The organism is Brevundimonas sp. (assembly GCF_031412435.1).
Taxonomy (GTDB): domain Bacteria; phylum Pseudomonadota; class Alphaproteobacteria; order Caulobacterales; family Caulobacteraceae; genus Brevundimonas.
This window is the reverse complement of sequence record NZ_JANODA010000065.1, coordinates 22,984-41,248: the sequence shown is the minus strand read 5'-3', so window position 1 is coordinate 41,248 and position 18,265 is coordinate 22,984. Positions and strand designations below refer to the sequence as shown.

At 66.1% G+C, this 18,265-nt stretch carries 25 protein-coding genes; 13 read left to right on the top strand and 12 right to left on the bottom strand.

Annotated elements, in window-relative coordinates:
* Positions 1-44: 44 nt before the first annotated feature.
* Positions 45-1,562: an acetyl-CoA hydrolase/transferase family protein gene (locus RMO01_RS12970; RefSeq protein WP_309629476.1), complete on the bottom strand. Its 1,518-nt coding sequence runs from the start codon at positions 1,560-1,562 to the stop codon at positions 45-47.
* Positions 1,562-1,834, bottom strand: coding sequence for a hypothetical protein (locus RMO01_RS12965; RefSeq protein WP_309629475.1), 273 nt, complete (start codon positions 1,832-1,834; stop codon positions 1,562-1,564). Before RMO01_RS12965 ends, RMO01_RS12970 begins: the two co-directional genes overlap by 1 nt.
* Before the next feature lie 301 nt (positions 1,835-2,135).
* On the opposite strand from RMO01_RS12965, the gene RMO01_RS12960 reads away from it, so the two are divergent.
* Both RMO01_RS12960 and RMO01_RS12955 read left to right on the top strand, forming a co-directional pair.
* Complete coding sequence (locus RMO01_RS12960) at positions 2,136-2,834, top strand: VIT family protein (RefSeq protein WP_309629474.1); 699 nt, start codon at positions 2,136-2,138, stop codon at positions 2,832-2,834.
* Positions 2,831-3,802 carry an L-lactate dehydrogenase gene (locus RMO01_RS12955; protein WP_309629473.1) on the top strand — a complete coding sequence of 324 codons (972 nt, stop codon included), beginning with the start codon at positions 2,831-2,833 and terminating at the stop codon, positions 3,800-3,802. Before RMO01_RS12960 ends, RMO01_RS12955 begins: the two co-directional genes overlap by 4 nt.
* 6 nt (positions 3,803-3,808) lie before the next feature.
* Here RMO01_RS12955 and RMO01_RS12950 read toward each other — a convergent pair whose 3' ends face one another.
* Together RMO01_RS12950 and RMO01_RS12945 are read right to left on the bottom strand one after the other, a co-directional pair.
* A complete protein-coding gene (locus RMO01_RS12950) occupies positions 3,809-4,468 on the bottom strand; it encodes a YoaK family protein (protein WP_309629472.1) in 660 nt (219 codons plus the stop codon).
* A gap of 141 nt (positions 4,469-4,609) precedes the next feature.
* Positions 4,610-4,942 (bottom strand): metalloregulator ArsR/SmtB family transcription factor, encoded by a 333-nt coding sequence (locus RMO01_RS12945; RefSeq protein WP_309629471.1) that lies wholly within the window; start codon positions 4,940-4,942, stop codon positions 4,610-4,612.
* Positions 4,943-5,196: 254 nt separating this feature from the next.
* Between RMO01_RS12945 and RMO01_RS12940 the strand changes: the two genes are divergently transcribed.
* The 5 genes from RMO01_RS12940 to RMO01_RS12920 all read left to right on the top strand — a co-directional run bounded on the left by RMO01_RS12940 (position 5,197) and on the right by RMO01_RS12920 (position 7,754).
* Positions 5,197-6,108: an MBL fold metallo-hydrolase gene (locus tag RMO01_RS12940; RefSeq protein ID WP_409013081.1), complete on the top strand. Its 912-nt coding sequence runs from the start codon at positions 5,197-5,199 to the stop codon at positions 6,106-6,108.
* Positions 6,108-6,242 carry a hypothetical protein gene (locus RMO01_RS12935; protein ID WP_309629469.1) on the top strand — a complete coding sequence of 45 codons (135 nt, stop codon included), beginning with the start codon at positions 6,108-6,110 and terminating at the stop codon, positions 6,240-6,242. The genes RMO01_RS12940 and RMO01_RS12935 overlap by 1 nt, the downstream gene beginning before the upstream one ends.
* Before the next feature lie 72 nt (positions 6,243-6,314).
* The gene (locus RMO01_RS12930) at positions 6,315-6,518 is read left to right on the top strand and encodes a DUF2892 domain-containing protein (protein ID WP_309629468.1); all 204 of its coding nucleotides are present in this window, start codon (positions 6,315-6,317) and stop codon (positions 6,516-6,518) included.
* 37 nt (positions 6,519-6,555) lie between these two features.
* Complete coding sequence (locus RMO01_RS12925) at positions 6,556-6,972, top strand: TIGR01244 family sulfur transferase (RefSeq protein WP_309629467.1); 417 nt, start codon at positions 6,556-6,558, stop codon at positions 6,970-6,972.
* Entirely contained in the window at positions 6,969-7,754 is a 786-nt protein-coding gene (locus RMO01_RS12920; RefSeq protein WP_309629466.1) for a sulfite exporter TauE/SafE family protein, read from the top strand. Before RMO01_RS12925 ends, RMO01_RS12920 begins: the two co-directional genes overlap by 4 nt.
* A 124-nt stretch (positions 7,755-7,878) precedes the next feature.
* Here the strand turns inward: RMO01_RS12920 and RMO01_RS12915 are convergent, their stop codons facing one another.
* Entirely contained in the window at positions 7,879-8,091 is a 213-nt protein-coding gene (locus RMO01_RS12915; protein WP_309629465.1) for an autotransporter outer membrane beta-barrel domain-containing protein, read from the bottom strand.
* 152 nt (positions 8,092-8,243) lie between these two features.
* Here RMO01_RS12915 and RMO01_RS12910 point away from each other — a divergent pair, with 152 nt between their 5' ends.
* Genes RMO01_RS12910 through RMO01_RS12895 form a run of 4 tightly spaced genes read left to right on the top strand, consistent with a single transcriptional unit; the run spans position 8,244 to position 9,961 of the window.
* Entirely contained in the window at positions 8,244-8,687 is a 444-nt protein-coding gene (locus RMO01_RS12910; RefSeq protein WP_309629464.1) for a helix-turn-helix transcriptional regulator, read from the top strand.
* Between the two features lie 32 nt (positions 8,688-8,719).
* Positions 8,720-9,064: a hypothetical protein gene (locus tag RMO01_RS12905; protein WP_309629463.1), complete on the top strand. Its 345-nt coding sequence runs from the start codon at positions 8,720-8,722 to the stop codon at positions 9,062-9,064.
* 10 nt (positions 9,065-9,074) lie between these two features.
* Positions 9,075-9,518 carry a hypothetical protein gene (locus RMO01_RS12900; RefSeq protein WP_309629462.1) on the top strand — a complete coding sequence of 148 codons (444 nt, stop codon included), beginning with the start codon at positions 9,075-9,077 and terminating at the stop codon, positions 9,516-9,518.
* Positions 9,519-9,562: 44 nt separating this feature from the next.
* On the top strand, positions 9,563-9,961 hold the full coding sequence (locus RMO01_RS12895) for a hypothetical protein (RefSeq protein ID WP_309629461.1): 399 nt from the start codon (positions 9,563-9,565) through the stop codon (positions 9,959-9,961).
* A gap of 1 nt (position 9,962) precedes the next feature.
* Here the strand turns inward: RMO01_RS12895 and RMO01_RS12890 are convergent, their stop codons facing one another.
* From RMO01_RS12890 to guaB, 6 genes are all read right to left on the bottom strand, one after another.
* A complete protein-coding gene (locus RMO01_RS12890) occupies positions 9,963-10,343 on the bottom strand; it encodes a hypothetical protein (protein WP_309629460.1) in 381 nt (126 codons plus the stop codon).
* 400 nt (positions 10,344-10,743) lie between these two features.
* Positions 10,744-12,312, bottom strand: coding sequence for a glutamine-hydrolyzing GMP synthase (gene guaA, locus RMO01_RS12885; protein WP_309629459.1), 1,569 nt, complete (start codon positions 12,310-12,312; stop codon positions 10,744-10,746).
* On the bottom strand, positions 12,309-12,965 hold the full coding sequence (locus tag RMO01_RS12880; protein WP_309629458.1) for a 5'-methylthioadenosine/S-adenosylhomocysteine nucleosidase: 657 nt from the start codon (positions 12,963-12,965) through the stop codon (positions 12,309-12,311). The genes guaA and RMO01_RS12880 overlap by 4 nt, the downstream gene beginning before the upstream one ends.
* Positions 12,962-14,377, bottom strand: coding sequence for an RsmB/NOP family class I SAM-dependent RNA methyltransferase (locus RMO01_RS12875; protein WP_309629457.1), 1,416 nt, complete (start codon positions 14,375-14,377; stop codon positions 12,962-12,964). The genes RMO01_RS12880 and RMO01_RS12875 overlap by 4 nt, the downstream gene beginning before the upstream one ends.
* Before the next feature lie 8 nt (positions 14,378-14,385).
* On the bottom strand, positions 14,386-14,787 hold the full coding sequence (locus RMO01_RS12870) for an MAPEG family protein (RefSeq protein WP_309629456.1): 402 nt from the start codon (positions 14,785-14,787) through the stop codon (positions 14,386-14,388).
* 3 nt (positions 14,788-14,790) lie between these two features.
* Entirely contained in the window at positions 14,791-16,248 is a 1,458-nt protein-coding gene (guaB, locus tag RMO01_RS12865; protein WP_309629455.1) for an IMP dehydrogenase, read from the bottom strand.
* 167 nt (positions 16,249-16,415) lie between these two features.
* On the opposite strand from guaB, the gene RMO01_RS12860 reads away from it, so the two are divergent.
* Entirely contained in the window at positions 16,416-16,922 is a 507-nt protein-coding gene (locus tag RMO01_RS12860) for a DUF2061 domain-containing protein (protein WP_309629454.1), read from the top strand.
* Between the two features lie 75 nt (positions 16,923-16,997).
* Here RMO01_RS12860 and RMO01_RS12855 read toward each other — a convergent pair whose 3' ends face one another.
* A complete protein-coding gene (locus RMO01_RS12855; protein ID WP_309629453.1) occupies positions 16,998-17,726 on the bottom strand; it encodes an RlmE family RNA methyltransferase in 729 nt (242 codons plus the stop codon).
* 70 nt (positions 17,727-17,796) lie between these two features.
* Between RMO01_RS12855 and RMO01_RS12850 the strand changes: the two genes are divergently transcribed.
* On the top strand, positions 17,797-18,246 hold the full coding sequence (locus RMO01_RS12850) for a peptidylprolyl isomerase (protein WP_409013080.1): 450 nt from the start codon (positions 17,797-17,799) through the stop codon (positions 18,244-18,246).
* Positions 18,247-18,265: the final 19 nt, after the last annotated feature.

Here is an 18,265-nt window from a genome sequence, read left to right as displayed (position 1 = left end):
CCCGTCAGATCCAGAACGGACGTTCCCGCCCCCCCCCTCCTGCATCACGACACCTGCATCGATCCGGACCGCACGAACCTCTGGTGCCAGGACAGGGCCTCATCCAGCAACATGGGCGTCTGCAGGCCGTAGGAACCGGTCAGCGCCCGCTGGTAGTAGTCCGCCAGCATGGGCCGATAGGTCGGATGCGCGCAGGTCTCGATCACGGCCCTCGCCCGCTGTTTGGGCGAAAGACCGCGCAGGTCCGCCAGGCCCTGCTCGGTGACGATGACCTGGACGTCCTGATTGATATGATCGACATGGGACACCTGCGGCACGATCGTCGAGATCGCGCCGCCCTTGGCCGTCGATGCGCTCATGAAGATGGAGATGTAGGCGTTTCGGGCGAAATCGCCCGAGCCGCCGATGCCGTTCTGGATCCGCGACCCCATCACATGGGTGGAGTTGACGTTGCCGTAGATGTCGGCCTCGATCATCCCGTTCATGGCGATCACGCCCAGGCGGCGGATCAGTTCGGGGTGATTGCTGATCTCCTGTGACCGCAGGATGATGCGGTCGCGATACTCACCCATGCGCCGGTTGACGCTTTCGCTGAGGTCGGGGCTGAGGCTCAGCGCGGTTGAGGACGCCAGGCGCAGCTTGCCGCTGTCCAGCAAGGCCATCATCCCGTCCTGGATCACCTCGGTCCAGGCGGTGAGGTCGTCGAACGGGGCGTCGATCAGGCCGGTCAGGACCGCGTTGGCCGTGTTGCCGACGCCGGACTGAAGCGGCAACAGGGACGGCGGCAAACGGCCTCTTTTGACCTCGTGTTCAAGGAATTCCAGCAGGTGGCCAGCGATGGCCAGGTCGTCTGCTCCGGGCGTCGTGAAGCCGGCGTTGCGATCCGAGCGGTCTGTCTCGACGATCGCGACGATCTTGTCCGGATCGCAGCGGTAGCAGGGCTCGCCGATCCGGTCGCCCGAACGGATCAGAGGGATCGGGACCCGGTCAGGAGGCAGGGCGGCTCCATAGTAGATGTCGTGCATGCCCAGCAGTTCCGGGCTCTGCCAGCGGTTGACCTCAAGGATCACCTGAGTGGCCCGGTCCAGCCAGGTCTTGTTGTTTCCAACCGACGACGCCGGGATCAGGGCGCCGTCTTCGCGGATTCCGGTGACCTGGATGATGGCCGTATCCAGCGGGCCGAGAATGCCCTGCCAGGCGGCGGGCGCCACCTGACTCAGGTGCATGTCGAAATACTCCATCTGGCCGCGATTGATCTTGTCGCGACAGGTGGGGTCAGAGTTGTAGGGCAGCCGAAACTCGATCCCGTCCGCTTTTGCCAGGGCCCCGTCCAGCTCGGGACCGGTCGAGGCTCCCGTCCAGATGCGCAGCTTGAAAGGCCGTCCGGCCGCATGCTCGGCCTCGATCCGGGCCGCGAGCGCCAGAGGCACCGCCGTCGGATAGCCCGAGGCGGTGAAGCCGCTCAGCCCCACCGTTGTGTCCGGCGCGATCAGGAGCGCGGCGTCTTCGGCCGACATGAGCTTGGCGCGGTGACCGGCGCTGCGGATGCGGTGGTCGGTCATCAGGCGTCCGCTCCCGGGCGGCGATCTCGCCCTGCGAGCAGGCCGGCCAGGATCGGGACCGTCTCGCCTTTCTGGCGTCGATCCTGGCGAAACAGTCCTTGTTGACAATGAGCCGGCCATGGATGGCGATGAGCCAGCATCCTCGGAGAAGGCCGGTGACGGATGCCCCACGCCAGCGCGCCCACCAGCGCGAACAGGATCGCAGCGCAGGAGATCGCGCTGACGATGATATGAAGCGGCATTCCAGATCCTCGATTGAACTTCCAGTTCACAGAAGATCTCAAGCTCTACATTGATCAGAATCAAATGCGGAGAATGTTTTCGTTCAAGTTATTTGATCCAGATCAACCATAGGATGGGCCCAATGCGGCATTGAGGCGTATAGTGATCCGGGGTCGCCGTGCCAAAGCCTCTGCCTGCGCCGCGATCACCTCGTTTCGTCGCGGAGCGCGTCGACACCGTGACGTCAGTCACGGCTTCGTCGGTTCATTGAATGGCGAGATCATAGATCGGACGGCGGCGGCGCCGTATCCTGAGCACGCCGCTGAACTGCCAGCACAAAGGCCAAACCCGATGCCGAGATACCACCACCTCGAACGTCACCTGGTCGGACGCGTGGGTTGGCTGAGGGCCTCCGTGCTCGGCGCCAATGACGGGATCGTCTCGACCGCGAGCCTGATCGTCGGCGTCGCTGCGGCGGAGGCGGGTCGCAGCGGCATCCTCGTCGCCGGGGTCGCGGGTCTGGTCGCCGGCGCCATGTCGATGGCGGCCGGCGAATATGTCTCGGTCAGTTCGCAGGCGGATGCCGAGAAAGCCGATCTCGACCGGGAACGCGGTGAACTGGCGGCCGCACCCGAGGCCGAGTTGCGGGAGCTGGCGGGCTTCTACGTCGCGCGCGGCCTGACCCAGGACCTTGCGGACCAGGTCGCCACCCAGCTGACGGCGACGGACGCTCTGGGCGCCCATGCGCGTGATGAACTGGGCATCTCGGCGCACACCACTGCCCGACCGATCCAGGCGGCGTTCGCATCGGCCGCCGCCTTCTCGGTGGGCGCCGCCGTGCCATTGCTGGTCGCCGTCGTCGCGCCGACGTCGACGACGGTCGTCGCAGTCACCGCCGCGGCCGTGCTGGGTCTCGCCATCCTGGGCGGGGTCGGCGCGAAGGTCGGCGGCGCCAGGATGCTGACGCCCATCCTCCGCGTGACCCTGTGGGGCGTGCTGGCCATGGCGATCACCGCCGGCATTGGCCGGCTTTTTGGAGCCGTCGTATGACGTCACACCAAAGCCTCGGCGCAAACCTCAACCGGATCGCCGTCATCGGGGCGGGCCACGTGGGCGCAACAGCCGCCTACGCCCTGATGCTTCGGGCCCTGGTCCACGAGATCGTGCTGATCGACAGCAACACGGCCCTCGCCGAGGCAGAGGCGGCGGACATCTCCGACGCCAACGCCCTTGCACGACCGGCCAGGGTCTGGGCCGGCGACTATGCGGACGCCGCCACAGCCGGCATCGCCGTCATCACTGCGGGCGGCGCGACCCAGGGCTCACAGGACCGTCTCTCCGTGGCGGCGAAAAGCGCGGCGATCGTTTCGGACTGCGTCGACCGGCTGATCGCCGCCGGCTTCGCGGGCATCATCGTGGTCGCGGCCAATCCCGTCGATCTGATGACGCTTGTCGCCTTGCGCCGGTCCGGGTTTTCGGCTGCGCAGGTCATCGGAACAGGAACGTTGCTGGACACCAGCCGCCTGACCCAGACGCTGTCGCAGACCCTCAGGGTCGCGCCCGCATCGATCGAGGGCTTCGTCCTGGGCGAACACGGCAACAGCGAGGTCGCCGCCTTCTCGACTGTGCGGATCGGCGGTCAGACGCTGGATCAGTTTTGCCGGGGCGAGGCACAGCCTGATCTTCCAGCGATCGCACGCGAAGTCCGGGATGCCGGCTATGCCATCGTCGAGGGCAAAGGCTACACCTCTTTCGGCGTCGCGACGGCCATCGTTCGCATCTGCGAGGCCATCCTTCGCGATGAACACGCCGTGCTGCCGGTCTCGACCTTGCTGACGGGCGAGTATGGTTTGTCGGATCTGTGTCTCAGCCTGCCATGCATCCTTGGCGCGGGCGGAGTGGAGCGCATTCTTGTCCCTGCGCTGAGCCCGGCAGAGACGGCGGGGCTGGTTGCATCGGCCGGCATCCTGGCTGCGGCCATCGCCGGCATGGAGCCTGCGCCGAACGCCCGGGTTTGACGCCTTTCAGGATGGGTGGGGACCGCGTGTTGAGATGGGCCCGATCGCGGCTGTGACGAGGGTCATCACAGCCATGAGCACCACAGCTCCGACCAGCGCATAGACCCCGAACGCGCCATAGGCCAGGGCCCCCGCCACAGCGCCCGCCGCCAGTCCGGACCAAAGCAGCATGAACGGCAGCCAGCTCCAGCGATCGCCCCCCGTCAACGCGGTCGTCAGCCGCTTGCCCACCTTGACCAGGGCGCCCGTCATATAGGTGAGACCGATCCGTACCTCGCCGTCTTCCGCAAAGACCGTGTTCTCGGCTCCCATGGCGAGCACCATCGGCAGCGCCACCAGGATGCCCGCTCCGAGGCTGTGCAGGAGCACGGCGATCGCCAGCAGCAAGGTCACCAGACCAAGCACCGCGACCTGACGATGCCTGCCGGCGATGCGGCCGGTGATCGTCCCCATCATGACGCCGATGACGAAGGCCATGAGCAGCACGGCGGCGAATCCGGCTTGCGATGACCCTTCCGCCATCCCGATGCCCAGACGCGTCGAGTTGCCGCTCATGAAGGACACGAAAAACCCTCCCGTCAGTAGAAAGCCGATCGCATCGACATAGCCCGCCACGCCTGAGAAGCAGGCGGCCAGGAAATGGACGCGGCGGTCATAGCGCAGCATGGTTGGGCCTCAAATCAGGCATGTGACGGTCCCGATCACCAGCTTCGGCCGACAACCGTGCCATTGACGCGGAAACCGAAGGCCCGTCCACCCTGTGGGCAGTTGAGGTCCAGGACCGGTGCCGTCAGCCCTGCATACATCCTAGGGCCGAAGAGACCCGTCCGGGGGGCAGTAGATCTCGGCCAGAAGGGCGATGACCCTCAGGACGGCCGGCTCGGCGATCCGATAGAATATCGTCGTACCCTCCCGCCGGGTGTCGACGAGGGTCTCCTCGCGCAGTTTCGCGAGATGCTGGGACAGAGCCGACTGCGACAGACCGAGCAGGGGCATCATCTGACTGACGGCCATCTCGCGATCCCCCAGCTGGCACAGAATCATCAGCCGCTTCTCGTTGGAGAGGGCGCGAAGCAGCCCGGCCGCTTCGCCGGCGCTGGCCTCGAGCCGGGCAAGATCAGGATGTTCCGTTTCGATCACTGCAGTCTTATATTTGTGTTTGCTAAATGAGCAATAGCTAATATATAGGGAGTCGAAAGGAGCCTACATGGCGCAGCGCCACAAAGTCAGGCTGTTTCGCCCCCTTCGATCCGGTCACCCCAATTCCGCGAGCCGGCGGCCGGTTGATCTGGGTCAACGACCTGCTCAGCCAGGATGGGACACTTGTCCCCACCCGGCTCGAACGTCCGACAATCACCCCCTTCTTCCTGGAGCCTGACGTGAACGACACCCCCCTGCAGGGCGCAACGCTCATCATCGAGCACTCCCGGTCCGGCCCAGGACCTGTTCCGACTGTCAGAAGCTTCTTCGACGAGCCGACCAACACGGTCAGCTATGTCGTCCATGATCCCGCGACCCGCGAAGCGGCGATCATCGACAGCGTCATGAATTTTGATGCCGCAGCGGGTCGGACCTCATTCGCCTCGGCGGACGCCATCATCGCCCACGTCAGGAGCGAAGGTCTGACCGTCGCCTGGCTGCTGGAAACCCACGCCCATGCCGATCACCTGTCGGCTGCCCCCTATCTGAAGGAGCACCTGGGCGGCCTGCTCGCGATCGGGCGGGAGATCATCCACGTCCAGAACGTCTTCGGAAAAATCTTCAACGAAGGTACCGAGTTCGCCCGCGACGGCTCGGAGTTCGATCGCCTGTTCGAGGACGGCGACCGGTTCACCATCGGCGGAATCCAGGCAATCGCTCTACACGTGCCGGGCCACACGCCGGCGGACCTGGCCTATGTGATCGGCGACGCCGTCTTCACCGGCGACACCCTGTTCATGCCGGATTACGGCACGGCCCGAGCCGACTTCCCCGGCGGAGACTCCCGGCAACTCTATCGCTCCATCCGCCGGCTGATGGCCCTGCCGGAGCAGACCCGCCTGTTCCATTGCCACGACTACAAGGCCGCGGGGCGCGACACCTTTGCGTGGGAGACCACGGTCGGCGCGCAGCGTGCAGGCAATGTCCACGTCCACGAGGGCGTGGGCGAGGAGGCGTTCGTGGCCATGCGCGATGCGCGCGACGCCACCCTGTCGATGCCCAGGCTGATCCTGCCCTCGATCCAGGTGAACATGCGTGGCGGCCATCTGCCCGAGCCGGAATCGAACGGCACCCGCTACCTCAAGATTCCGCTGGACGTGCTGTGATGGGCGACCTTTTCGCCATCGCCCCCGTCGCCGTCGCCATCTTCTTCCTGGCGATGCTCGGCGGGATGATCCTGCCTCGCCTGCTGCCCGCCGCCCCGGTGAAGCAGCCCAGACTGGAGACACACAATGTCTGAGACCCGGAACACAGTCGGCCCGCTGCGATCGTATCAGTCGCCCCGGCTCCCTCTCGTCCGAAAGACACGGTCATGAAGAACATGGGAACGATCGACCGGGTCATCCGGCTCACCGCCGTCGCGGCGGTCATCGGGGCCTATGGACTGGGTCTGATCGGCGGGACCCTTGCCCTGGTCCTCGGTGGCATGGCCGTCGTCCTGCTTCTGACCAGCCTGACCGCGACCTGCCCGGCCTACATGCCGTTCGGCATTTCCACCCGGCCCCGGCATCGCTGAGCCCCCCACTTCGAGCACCCGTTCAAGGACGATTGTCATGCCGTTCAAGGCCATCACCCCCACCCTCTCCGTTTCGGCCCAGTTGACCGAGGCGGACGTCGCACAGGCGGCCCGCGAGGGATTTCGCGCGATCATCGACAACCGACCGGACGGCGAGGAGTCGGGACAGCCGACGGCCGCCGAAATGCGAGCCATGGCCGCTTCCCACGGCATGAGCTTCGCCCATGTGCCGACCCTTGGTGGGGCGGTTACGGACGAGCACGTCGCCCAGATGGCAGAGGCCGTTGCTCGCCTGAACGGACCCATCCTGGCCTACTGCCGCAGCGGCATGCGCTCGGCGACGCTATGGGCCCTCACACAGGCCGGGGCGCAGTCGACGGATAGCCTGATCGCGACCGCCGCCGATGCAGGCTACGATCTGTCGGCGCTTCGGGCACGGCTTGACGCCCGATGACCCTCGAACCCGTTCAGTATCTGCTTGGCGCTCTGTCCGGCAGCCTGGTCGGCTTCACCCTCGGGCTCGTGGGGGGCGGCGGGTCCATTCTGGCCGTTCCGCTGATGGTCTATCTGGTCGGGGTGCCCAGTCCGCACGTCGCGATCGGCACCAGCGCCCTGGCCGTCGCCGCCAATGCGGCGGCGGGACTGATGAACCATGCCCGTAACGGCACGGTGAAATGGCGATGCGCAGGGATGTATGCAGGGGCCGGCGTCGCCGGGGCCTTCGCCGGCTCGACCGTCGGCAAGGCGTTCGACGGCGAGAAGCTGCTGTTCCTGTTCGCCATCGTGATGGTCGTCGTCGGCGTGCAGATGCTGCGAGGACGAGGAGACGTCGGCAACCCGGGCGCGAATTGCAATCGCGAGAACGCGCCCAAGGTGCTGGGCTACGGTCTCGGCACCGGAGTATTCTCCGGCTTCTTCGGCATTGGCGGCGGCTTCCTGATCGTCCCCGGCCTGGTCGCCTCGACCGGCATGCCGATCCTCAATGCGATCGGATCGTCGCTCGTCGCGGTCACGGCGTTCGGCCTCACGACGGCGCTCAACTACGCCTTCTCCGGTCTGATCGACTGGCCTCTGGCCGGTGTCTTCATCCTCGGCGGCCTTGCCGGCAGCTTCGGCGGCGCGCTCGCCGCCAAGAGGCTGTCGAGCACCACCGGCCTGCTGACGACCGTCTTCTCGGTCCTCATCTTCGTCGTCGCGGGCTATATGCTTTGGAAGAGCGCAGGCGCATTCTTCTGACCAGGCGTTGCGTATGGCTGAAGCGGCCTGCCGCCTTCACTTCCACTCGGTTATTCCGAGCGGCTCAGGATCTTGATTTACCAGCACTTTCATTGGTCTTCGGCGCTCGCCGTCTGCTTTACCGTCAACGGAGATCGGCAGACGGCTCTTCGAACTCATGGCGCCATTCCACCCGGATCGACGGCATGAACACTGTTTCACGCGCCTGCATCGACCAGTCCAGGCGGATGCCCAGGTTGCCGGTCAGGGTTTGCAGGTCCATCGCCTCGTAAGACAGGGCGTAGAAGCTGGCGCCGGTCTCCGAGAAGGCGTCCAACCCCGCGCGACTGGCTTCCATCCGACCATAGATTGACTGGCCCGCTCTCGCCGTCCGACGATCGTAGGCCAGCCCCCTCGTTGCAAGGCGGATTCCGGCTCTACGCTTGCAAAGAATTAACCGTGTGGCGAAAACCTCCCCAGAGACGTAGCGTCGCGGCCGGAGGACTGACGATGGAACGGCCGCTTTCACCCATGCAGTTGGAATGCGTTCGCCGAGCCGCAAGCAGCGACAAGGAGATCGGACGCGTCCTCGGCATCTCGCCCGATACGGTCAGCAACCACATACGCGAAGCGATGCGGCGCCTTGGCGCTTCGGATCGTCGCGACGCGATGGCTCGCCTAGCGGTTCATCCGCTATACGCCGAAGTCGATATACCCGGCGTGGTCGTCGTGGCGCCTCCTGTGAGTGCGACATCCGCTCAGTCGCCGCCTTCTTTGCCTCGCCGTCCTCGTCTGTTCGGCCGGGTGCTTCCGGAATTACCCGAAGCATCTGGCCGGTTGCGGTGGGTCGTCCTGAGCTTCCTCGCCCTGACCGGGGCGGTGCTCTTCGGGATTGCCTTGCTCAACGCGCTGGCGGATCTCGGGAATCGGTTGGCGCCGGCTGGAGCGATCTGAAGCCCTTTCAAATCGCCTTCACGGGACAGACCATGACCAACAAGCACGAAGCCGGGATCCAGATCGCTCGGCAGCTTCGCACCACGGAGCACGCGGTTGACAGCGCGCTCGCCGAAATGTTCCGCCTCGGAGCCCGAATGATCGAGGGCCGCAAGGCGGCGAGCCTCGCAGCGGCCGTAGGCCAGGACAGCCTGAGCGACATCGTGACCGGTCTCTCGGCCCTTAACACCGCCCGGATCGCGACCGTCAGCGCCCACACGGGCTTGCTGAATGTCGCCGAGGGTCACGGCGTCGTCTGGCGCCTGGACGGTCCCACGGAAACAAAACCGGTACCGCCAGGCTCCAGGCCAACAGCTCAGCTCGTCGCCGTAGCCTGAGGGGTTGGCCTTGAGCTACGTCGCATTCACGCCGCTCATCTGGTTTTCGGTCGCCGCCCTTTGCCTTCTGGCCATGGGTGGCGGCTGGACCGAGCGACGGGGCGCGATGCTCTTCGCGGCCGTGATGGTGCTCACCCCGATGATCGAGCCCTATACGATCAGCGGATTTCGCTGGGCGGTCGCACTTTCCTCGCTTGTGGTGTTCAGCGTCCTTCTGTGGATGGCGTTGAGGGGGGACCGATGGTGGCTTCTGTTCGCGGCCGGCTGCCAACTGATGGCCCTATCGACCCACATCGTCGCCCTGCTTCGGGTCGACGCCTTGCAATGGACCATGGTGTCCATCCGCTGGGCAGCGTGGCTGCTGATGATGGGCATCGTGCTTTTCGGCGCATGGGAAGGATGGGCGCTCACCCGAATCCGGCGCGCCGACCGCACGGACACCCAAACCGCCTAGCCAAACTCTTGCCTGCAAGGCTGTTCTTTCAATCGGAGAATCCAATGCTGCTGTGCGCTTCCGACGACTTCATGATGCACGCCATGACCTGGGCGTCCTGCGTGGAAAACGCTGCGGCGAACGATGACCAGACCGCGACAGACACTTATTCAGCGGTGGAGCGGGCGGAGGCCGTCATCCTGGGCCACCTGCCTCGAAATGCCGCCGAGATCATCGTTCAACTGGAAATCATCTGCCACGATCTGGACGAGGGGCACAGAGTCGACGGTCTCGACGTTCACGCCATCCGGAACATTCAATCGGCGCTCCGCGACGAGATCGTGCAGGACCGGGACGATGAGCTGAGTGGCTTCCTGGCCATTCGCGGCAGGGCTTGTGAACCTCCGCACGGATCGGAAATCGGCGACGGTCCTGCGCGCTCACCGGGGGGCCGACCCCTCTGATTCACGCAGCGGCCGGAGCCGCATTCTGGTTTCCGGCGCTCAGGTGACGCGCGAGATCGAGCAAAAGACGCTGCTGCAACGGAGGGAGGCTGGGCAGAAGCCGGGTCAGTTCCAGGGTCGAACGCGACACGACGCCGTTCACCACAACTTCTCCCGGGCCCAGGATTGGAGATCCCCGCGTCAGATCTGCGAAGAAGTAGGAAATCTCGACGCCGAGAAAGGCTGCCGCCACCCACAGCTTGGACGCCAAGCCAGCAAGACCCGCCCGGGCGTTCATCAGGTGGCAGCATAGATTAACGGCCTCACTGACGCGTTTGACGGCAAGGCCGTCGCTCCCGGGATGACCGAGACGCTGAGGCTGGTGGTGAACACCGTCGGCCAAGTGACCTGTCCCGTCACAGTGAGATCAGGATTCGATCCGACGATTTGGCGGATCGAAACGCTGCTGGCGAAGTCCGGCCCCTGACACTGGATGCTGATCGTCGAATCGGCGGGCTGGACAAGGGGACCGGCGGGGTAACGACGGACGGAAGGGTAGTGGCAGCGGCAGGACTGGTCTGGGGCGGCTTGGTGTGGTCGATCCAGGGAAGCGCGGCCGCCAGGGAGATACTCTGATCGTTGACCATTTGTCCCGCGACCAAAATTCCCGCACCTGACCCGGCCGTCATCTGGCTCGGGTGCGCTCCGATAGCTCTCGCTATCCACCAGGAATAAGATGTGTTTTTACAACGCCTTAGTCGAGGATTGTCTATGGTCGTCGATCGTCTGCGGGGCTTAGCGAATCACTCCCACTCGATCGTGCCGGGCGGCTTCGACGTCACGTCATAGACAACCCGGTTTACGCCCCGGACCTCGTTGACGATGCGGGTCGCGCATTTGCCCAGGACGTCCCAGGGGAACTCGAAGAAGTCGGCGGTCATGCCGTCGGTGGATGAGACGGCGCGCAGGGCAAGCACTTTTTCGTAGGTGCGGGCGTCGCCCATGACCCCGACCGTCTTGACCGGCAACAGGACGGCGAAGGCCTGCCAGATCTTGTCGTAGAGGCCGGCCTTGCGGATCTCGTCCAGATAGATGGCGTCGGCCTGTTTCAGGGTCTCGACGGCCTCGGGCGTGATCTCGCCGGGGATGCGGATGGCCAGACCCGGTCCGGGGAACGGGTGGCGTCCTACGAACGCATCCGTAAGCCCGAGCTCGCGGCCGAGTGCGCGGACCTCGTCCTTGAACAGTGCGCGCAGGGGCTCGACCAGTTTCAGCTTCATATAGTCGGGCAGGCCGCCGACGTTGTGGTGGCTCTTGATGACGTGAGCCTTGCCGCTGGAGGATGACACGCTCTCGATCACGTCCGGATAGAGGGTGCCCTGGGCGAGGAATTCCGCCCCCTCGATCTTGTGGGCCTCGCGGTCGAAGATCTCGATGAAGACCCGGCCGATGGTCTTGCGCTTGGTCTCGGGGTCCGACTGGCCCGCCAGGGCGCCGAGGAATTCCTTCGACGCATCCACATGGATCAGGGGGATGTTGTAGTGCTCGCGGAACAGGGTCGTGACCTGGGTCGCCTCATCCTTGCGCAGCAAGCTGGTGTCGACGAACACACAGGTCAGCTGGTCGCCGATCGCCTCGTGGATCAGCACCGCAGCGACCGAGGAATCGACCCCGCCCGACAGGCCGCAGATGACCTTGGCCGAGCCGACCTGTTCGCGGATCTGGGCGATCTTCTCGTCGCGATAGGCGGCCATGGTCCAGTCGCCCTTCAGCCCGGCGATGCCGTGGGTGAAGTTCTTCAGCATCTGGTGGCCGCGCGGCGTGTGCATGACTTCCGGATGGAATTGAACACCGTAGAAGCGTCTCTTCTCATCCGCGATCACCGCATAGGGCGAACCGGCCGAGGTCGCCACGACGTCGAACCCCTCGGGGATGGCGACGATCTTGTCGCCGTGGCTCATCCAGACGGTCTCGTCTTCGCCGACGGGGGCCAGGTCGGCCAGCAGGGGCGATGATCTGGCGACGGTAATCTCTGCGCGGCCGAACTCGCGGGTGTGGCCGCCCTCGACCTTGCCGCCCAGCTGTTCGCACATGGTCATCTCGCCGTAGCAGATGCCCAGCACCGGCACGCCGGCCTCGAACACGGCCTGGGGCGCGCGCGGGCTGCCCTCCTCGTGCACGCTCTCGGGGCCGCCCGACAGGATGATCGCCGCCGGGTTCAGCGCGGCCAGGGCGGCCTCCGCCTTCGCATAGGGATGGATCTCGCAATAGACGCTGGCCTCGCGCAGGCGCCGCGCGATCAACTGCGTCACCTGGCTGCCGAAATCGACGATGAGGACCTTCTGGTGATCAGTCGTTGCGGCGGCGGTCATGCGGGCTCCATGGGATCGGCGGTCAGGCGTTCGAATTCGGCTTTCAGCAGGTCCAGCGCCTCGGCCAGACCCTCGTCGATCACCGTCAGCGTGTCGGTCCAATCGGACAGGCCGGTCAAATCGGCCTTGCCGTCCGAAATGCCCCGCAGACCCATGACCGGCACGCCGAACTTCGCGGCAGCCCGGACGACGGCATAGGTCTCCATGTCGACCATGTCGGCGTCGATGTCGTCATAGGCCTCGCCGGTCACGACGCTGCCGCCGGTGGCGAGGCGCGCATAGGGCTGGCCGGCGGGACCGCTGGCCAGGGTCAGGCTGGCGGGTTCGTCGAGGAAGGGCGTGACGCCTTTCGGGAAGCCGATCGCCGAGGCGTCCATGTCGCGATAGGCGACCTCATCCACCCAGTAGACGCGGGCGTGCTCGAGCTTTTGCGAGCCCGCCGAGCCGAGGGAGATCAGCACGTCCGGCAGCCGGTCCTCGGCCGCCAGCTGCGCCAGCGCCGCCGTGGTCTCGACCGCCGCCTCGACCGGACCGACGCCGGTGATCAGGGGTCTGATCCGAGCCTTCAGCGCCGGGCCGTATTCCGGGCGGGCCGCCATGACGCAGAGCACCGTCAGCGGTCCGAAAGTCGTCAGTTCGAAGGTCTCGCTCACGCCTGCCGCTCATAGACGGCGGCGAAGAAGCCGTCAGTGCCCGTGGTCGCAGGCGACATCCGGAGGCGATGACCCTGAGCCAGTTCAGCCAGCTTGTTGCGACCGGCATCGGTGAAGGCGGACGACGACAGCGCCTCGGCGATGGCGACCGGCGCGAACGACGGATGATCCTCTTCGAAGTGGTCCAGGGTGGCCTCGTTCTCGACCCGCAGCATCGAGCAGGTGACATAGACCAGACGCCCGCCCGGCTTCACCAGCTTGGCCGCGCGGGCCAGGATGGCGATCTGAAGCGAATGCATCCGGTCCACTTCTTCGGGTTTCAGACGCCAGGCGTCCTCGGGCCGGCGCCGCCAGGTGCCCGAGCCGGTGCAGGGGGCGTCCACGAAGACGACATCGGCGATGCCGACGATGTCTTCGACGCCTCCGCCATTGGGACCGAGGTGGATCAGCTCCGCCTCCACGCCCGCGCGCGCCAGCCGGGGCCGGATGTTGTCGAGCCGCTTCTGGACCACGTCGCAGGCGATCAGCCGACCCTCGGCCCTGGCGATCGTCGCGGGTTTGGGTTTCGACTTGGGCGCATCGACCCAGCCGGTCGGGGTCCAGATGCGTTCGGGCTCGGGCGGCGTAGCCTCGACGCGCGAAGCCCCGACGGCCAGTCCCTGCATCGCCAGGCCCAGGGTCTTGCCCCCGCCCCCGGCGCAATAGTCGACGACGGTCATGCCGGGCTCGACGCCCGCCAGCCAGCAGGTGATCTGGCTGCCTTCGTCCTGGATCTCGATGCGGCCGTGCTTGAAGGCCTCAAGCGCCTGAACGTTGGGCGGCGGCTCGGACTGCAGGCGCAATCCGGCGGCCGACCAAGGCGTACGTTCCGGCGCCAGACCGGCCTCGCGCAGTTCGGCCTCGACCTCCGCCACGGTGGCCTTGGCCAGATTGACGCGCAGGTCGATCGGGGCGCGCGGCAGCATCAGGCCCGCGGCCTCCTCGGCCCAGCGGTCGCCGAAGGTGTTCCTGAAGTCATCGACCACGAACTCGGGCAGGCCGGCGGCGACCCAGCCGGGGACCTCGTCGCCGGTCAGGCTGATGCGGCTGCGCTCCTGTTTCGACAGGGGCTTGGGGCCGTAGCCGTCGCCGGAGTGCAGAGCCTCGATCTCCTCGACCGACAGGCCGTCGATCAGGCTGAGCGCGCCGATGATCAGGGCCCGACCGTCCTCGCGTCCGCCCATGGCCCAGACCAGCCGGCCGCGCGCGCGAATGACCTTGTAGACCTGATCGGCGATGGCCCGACGGTCCCTGGAGCCGGCGTAGCGGTTCTCGGTCCCCCAGGTCTTCAGGACGGCCTCGGCCGGGGCCTTGCCCGCAGTGATGCGGTCGATGATGGCGGCGGCGGAGGCGAGGCGAGCGGCTGGGGTCACTTAAACTTTCAGATGAACAGGGCGCCGACGATCATCAGGAGACCGGCGAGCGAAGTGAGGAAGGCCAGGCTGCGCACGCCCGTCACGCCGAAGGCGTACAGGGGCACATAGACGACGCGAGCCCAGAAATAGAGCGTAGCGCCCCAGTACGTCAGAAATCCGTCCTCACCCGCGACATGGGCGATCAGCACGGCGCCGAGAAACAGCGGCAGGGTCTCGTACAGATTGGCCTGGGCCCGCTCCAGTCGCCCGGTGATGACGTTGGACGGTGGAACGTCCGCGTCGCGCGGCCCGGCGTTCCACTTCGGCCCATGCTGCAGCGTCCGGCCCGTGGCGGGCAGGAAGATCTGCACCACCGCCAGGAGGATCGTCAGGGCCGCATAGGTCAGTTCGGGCGTCATGTTGAACATTCGCTATCCCTGCCGATAGTTCGGCGCCTCACGCGTGATCATCACGTCGTGGACATGGCTTTCGCGCAGGCCGGCGCCGGTGATCCGGACGAACCGCGCACGCTCCTGGAAGTCCGCGATGGTGGCGGCGCCGACGTAGCCCATGGCGGCGCGAAGGCCTCCGACCATCTGGTGCAGAACCGGAGCGATCGGCCCCTTGTAGGGCGTCTGACCCTCGATGCCCTCGGGCACCAGCTTCTGGGTGTCCTCGACCTCCTTCTGGAAGTAGCGGTCTGCCGAGCCGGCCCCCATGGCTCCCACCGAGCCCATGCCGCGGTACGATTTGTAGCTGCGGCCCTGGTACAGGAAGACCTCGCCCGGGCTCTCGTCCGTGCCGGCGAACATCGAGCCCATCATGGCGACTGAGGCGCCGGCCGCGATGGCCTTGGCCAGGTCGCCCGAATATTTGATCCCGCCGTCGGCGATGACCGGCGCACCCGAGGCCTTGGCGGCGCGGACAGCGTCGATGATGGCTGTCAGCTGGGGCACGCCCACGCCCGCGACGATCCGGGTGGTGCAGATGCTGCCCGGACCGATCCCGACCTTGATCGCATCGGCGCCGGCGTCGATCAGCGCCCTGGCGGCGTCATAGGTGGCGATATTGCCGGCGATGATCTGCAGGCGGTTGTTCTCGCGCTTGATGCGCTCGACCACCCGGGCGACCTGGGCGGAGTGACCGTGGGCGGTGTCGATGACCACCACGTCGCAGCCGGCGTCGGCCAGGGCCATGGCGCGTTCGTAGCCCGCGTCCCCGACCGTCGAGGCGGCGCCGACCAGCAAACGACCCTGGTCGTCCTTGGCGGCGTGCGGATGGGCCTGGGCCTTCTCGATGTCCTTCATCGTGATCAGGCCGGTTGCGCGGTAGTCCTCGTCCACAACGATGACCCGCTCGATCTTGCGGGTGCGAAGAAGCTCCCTCGCCTCTTCCTTCGACGCCCCTTCGCGAACCGTGACCAGATCACCCGTGGTCATCAGCTGGGCGGCCGTATGGCTCGGGTCGGTGTCGAACCGCATGTCGCGGTTGGTCAGGATGCCGACCAGCTTGCCGTTCGCGTCCACCACCGGGAAGCCCGAGATCTTGCGCGCCGCCACGATCTGCCGAACCTCGCCGAGCGTCGTCTCCGGACGGATCGTCACCGGGTTGATGACCATGCCGCTCTCGTACCGCTTTACGGTGCGGACCTGATCGGCCTGCTGCTGCACCGTCATGTTGCGGTGGAGGATGCCCAGACCACCGGCCTGGGCCATGGCGATGGCCAGCCGGCTTTCGGTGACCGTGTCCATCGCGGACGAAGTCAGCGGGATGTTCAGCCGGATGTCGCGAGTGAGCCGGGTCGAGACATCCGCGTCGGCGGGCATGATCTCTGACGGACCGGGTTCAAGCAAAACATCGTCGAAGGTGAGCCCTTCGCGAATCTCCATGGGAGTCTCCGTTTTGCGGGCCGCCTATCCTCTTTCGCGGGTGCGAAGTCAACCATGACGGCGCATCCGGGTGCAGGAAGGGCCCGTATGTTTTTTCAGCCGCCCTTGAAACTTTCAGCCCAAGCTAACATTCTCTCCTTCAGATGGTCGTCAATCTCGCCAGATCCGTGCGGAGCCTCGCGCTCAAGATCGCCTCCTACGGGGTGATGCATCTGATCGTCGCCATGCTGGTGGCCTTCGCCATCACCCGCGACTGGCGCATGGCCCTGGCGATCGGCGTGGTCGAACCCTTCTTCCAGACCATCGCCTACTCCTTTCACGACCGGATCTGGCACCGCATCGAGCGCCGCCGCATGGGCAGCGGAATCGAGGAGACGGCCGAGGCCTTCACCGCCCGTCTGAACGTCATGGACGCCGAGGAACAGGCCCGGACGCGCGCCCACCACGGCCATTCCCACGGCCTGCCGTCGTTCAAGAAAATCGCCATCAAGACCCTGACCTATGGCCTGATGCATTTCGCGGTCGCGGTCGCCGTGGCCTATGCGATCACCCAGAACTGGCGGACGGCCCTCGCCATCGGCGTGGTCGAACCCCTGGTTCAGATGGTGTTCTTCGCCATCCACGACCGGATCTGGACGATCCGCGAAGCCCGCCGGGCGCCCCAGACCGCCTGATCAGGCCAGCCATTCGTACCCGGCGCCGTGCGCATGGCCGCCTGGTGGGCGAACGCCGCGCGGACCTCCGCCTACTCATTTCTTGTTCAAAGCCACCAGATAGACCTCCGACGAGCCCTTCCGGCTGGCGGCGGGCTTGACGTATTTCACGTCCTGGAAGTTGGCGCGCAGGTCCGCCAGCACATGGCCCGCGTCCCCACCCTGGAAGTTCTTCGTTACAAAATGTCCGCCGGGCCTCAGTGTCCGGATGGCGAATTCTGACGCGATTTCAATAAGGGCGATGATCTTCAAATGGTCCGTCTGACGGTGCCCGACGGTGTTGTGGGCCATGTCCGACAGCACCAGATCCGGCGGCCCGCCCAAGGCCTCGATCAGCTGCTGGTCCACCCCGGGCTCGGTGAAATCGGCCTGGATCAGAATCGATCCGGGGATCGGCTCGATCGGCAGCAGGTCCACGCCGACCACCGCCGCCGCGCCCCGGTTGACGCAGACCTGCACCCAGCCGCCCGGCGCGGCGCCCAGGTCGATGACCCGCGAACCCTTCTTGACCAGCCGGAACCGGTCGTCGATCTCGCTGAACTTGAACGCCGCCCGGCTGCGCCAGCCCTCGGCGCGCGCCTTCTCGGACCAGGGATCGGCCAGCTGGCGCTTGATCCATTCGATGGACGAGATCGACTTCTTCTCGGCCGTCTTGATCTTGCCGCCCATACTCCGGCCGGCGGCCGTACCGCCGGTGGGAGGACGCACCATGCGGCGGCGCGCGGGTTCGGCAGGCGCGGGTGTGGGCTTTTCGTCGTCACTCATCGCTCCCACATAGCGCCCACGGCCCTCAGCGGCTATGACCCCCGCCAATCATCCGAAAATGGAGCGCCACATGGCCGACCAGACCCTGACCCTGACCCTCGACACCGGTGACGTCGTCATCAAGCTGCGCCCTGACCTGGCGCCCGGCCACGTGGCCCGCATCACCGAGCTGGCGAGCGAGGGCTTTTACGACGGCGTCGTCTTCCACCGCGTGATCCCGGGCTTCATGGCCCAGGGCGGCGATCCGACCGGCACAGGCACCTCGGGCTCCAAGAAACCGAACCTGAAGGCCGAGTTCTCGTCGGAGCCGCACGTGCGCGGCGTCTGCTCGATGGCTCGCACGAACCAGCCCGACACCGCCAACTCGCAGTTCTTCATCTGCCTGGACGACGCCACCTTCCTGGACCGCCAGTACACGGTCTGGGGCGAAGTGATCGAGGGCATGGACCACGTCGACGCCCTGCCCAAGGGCGAGCCGCCCCGCGCGCCGGGCAAGATCGTCAAGGCGACGGTCAACTAGCATTCTGGAAAGGCGGCTT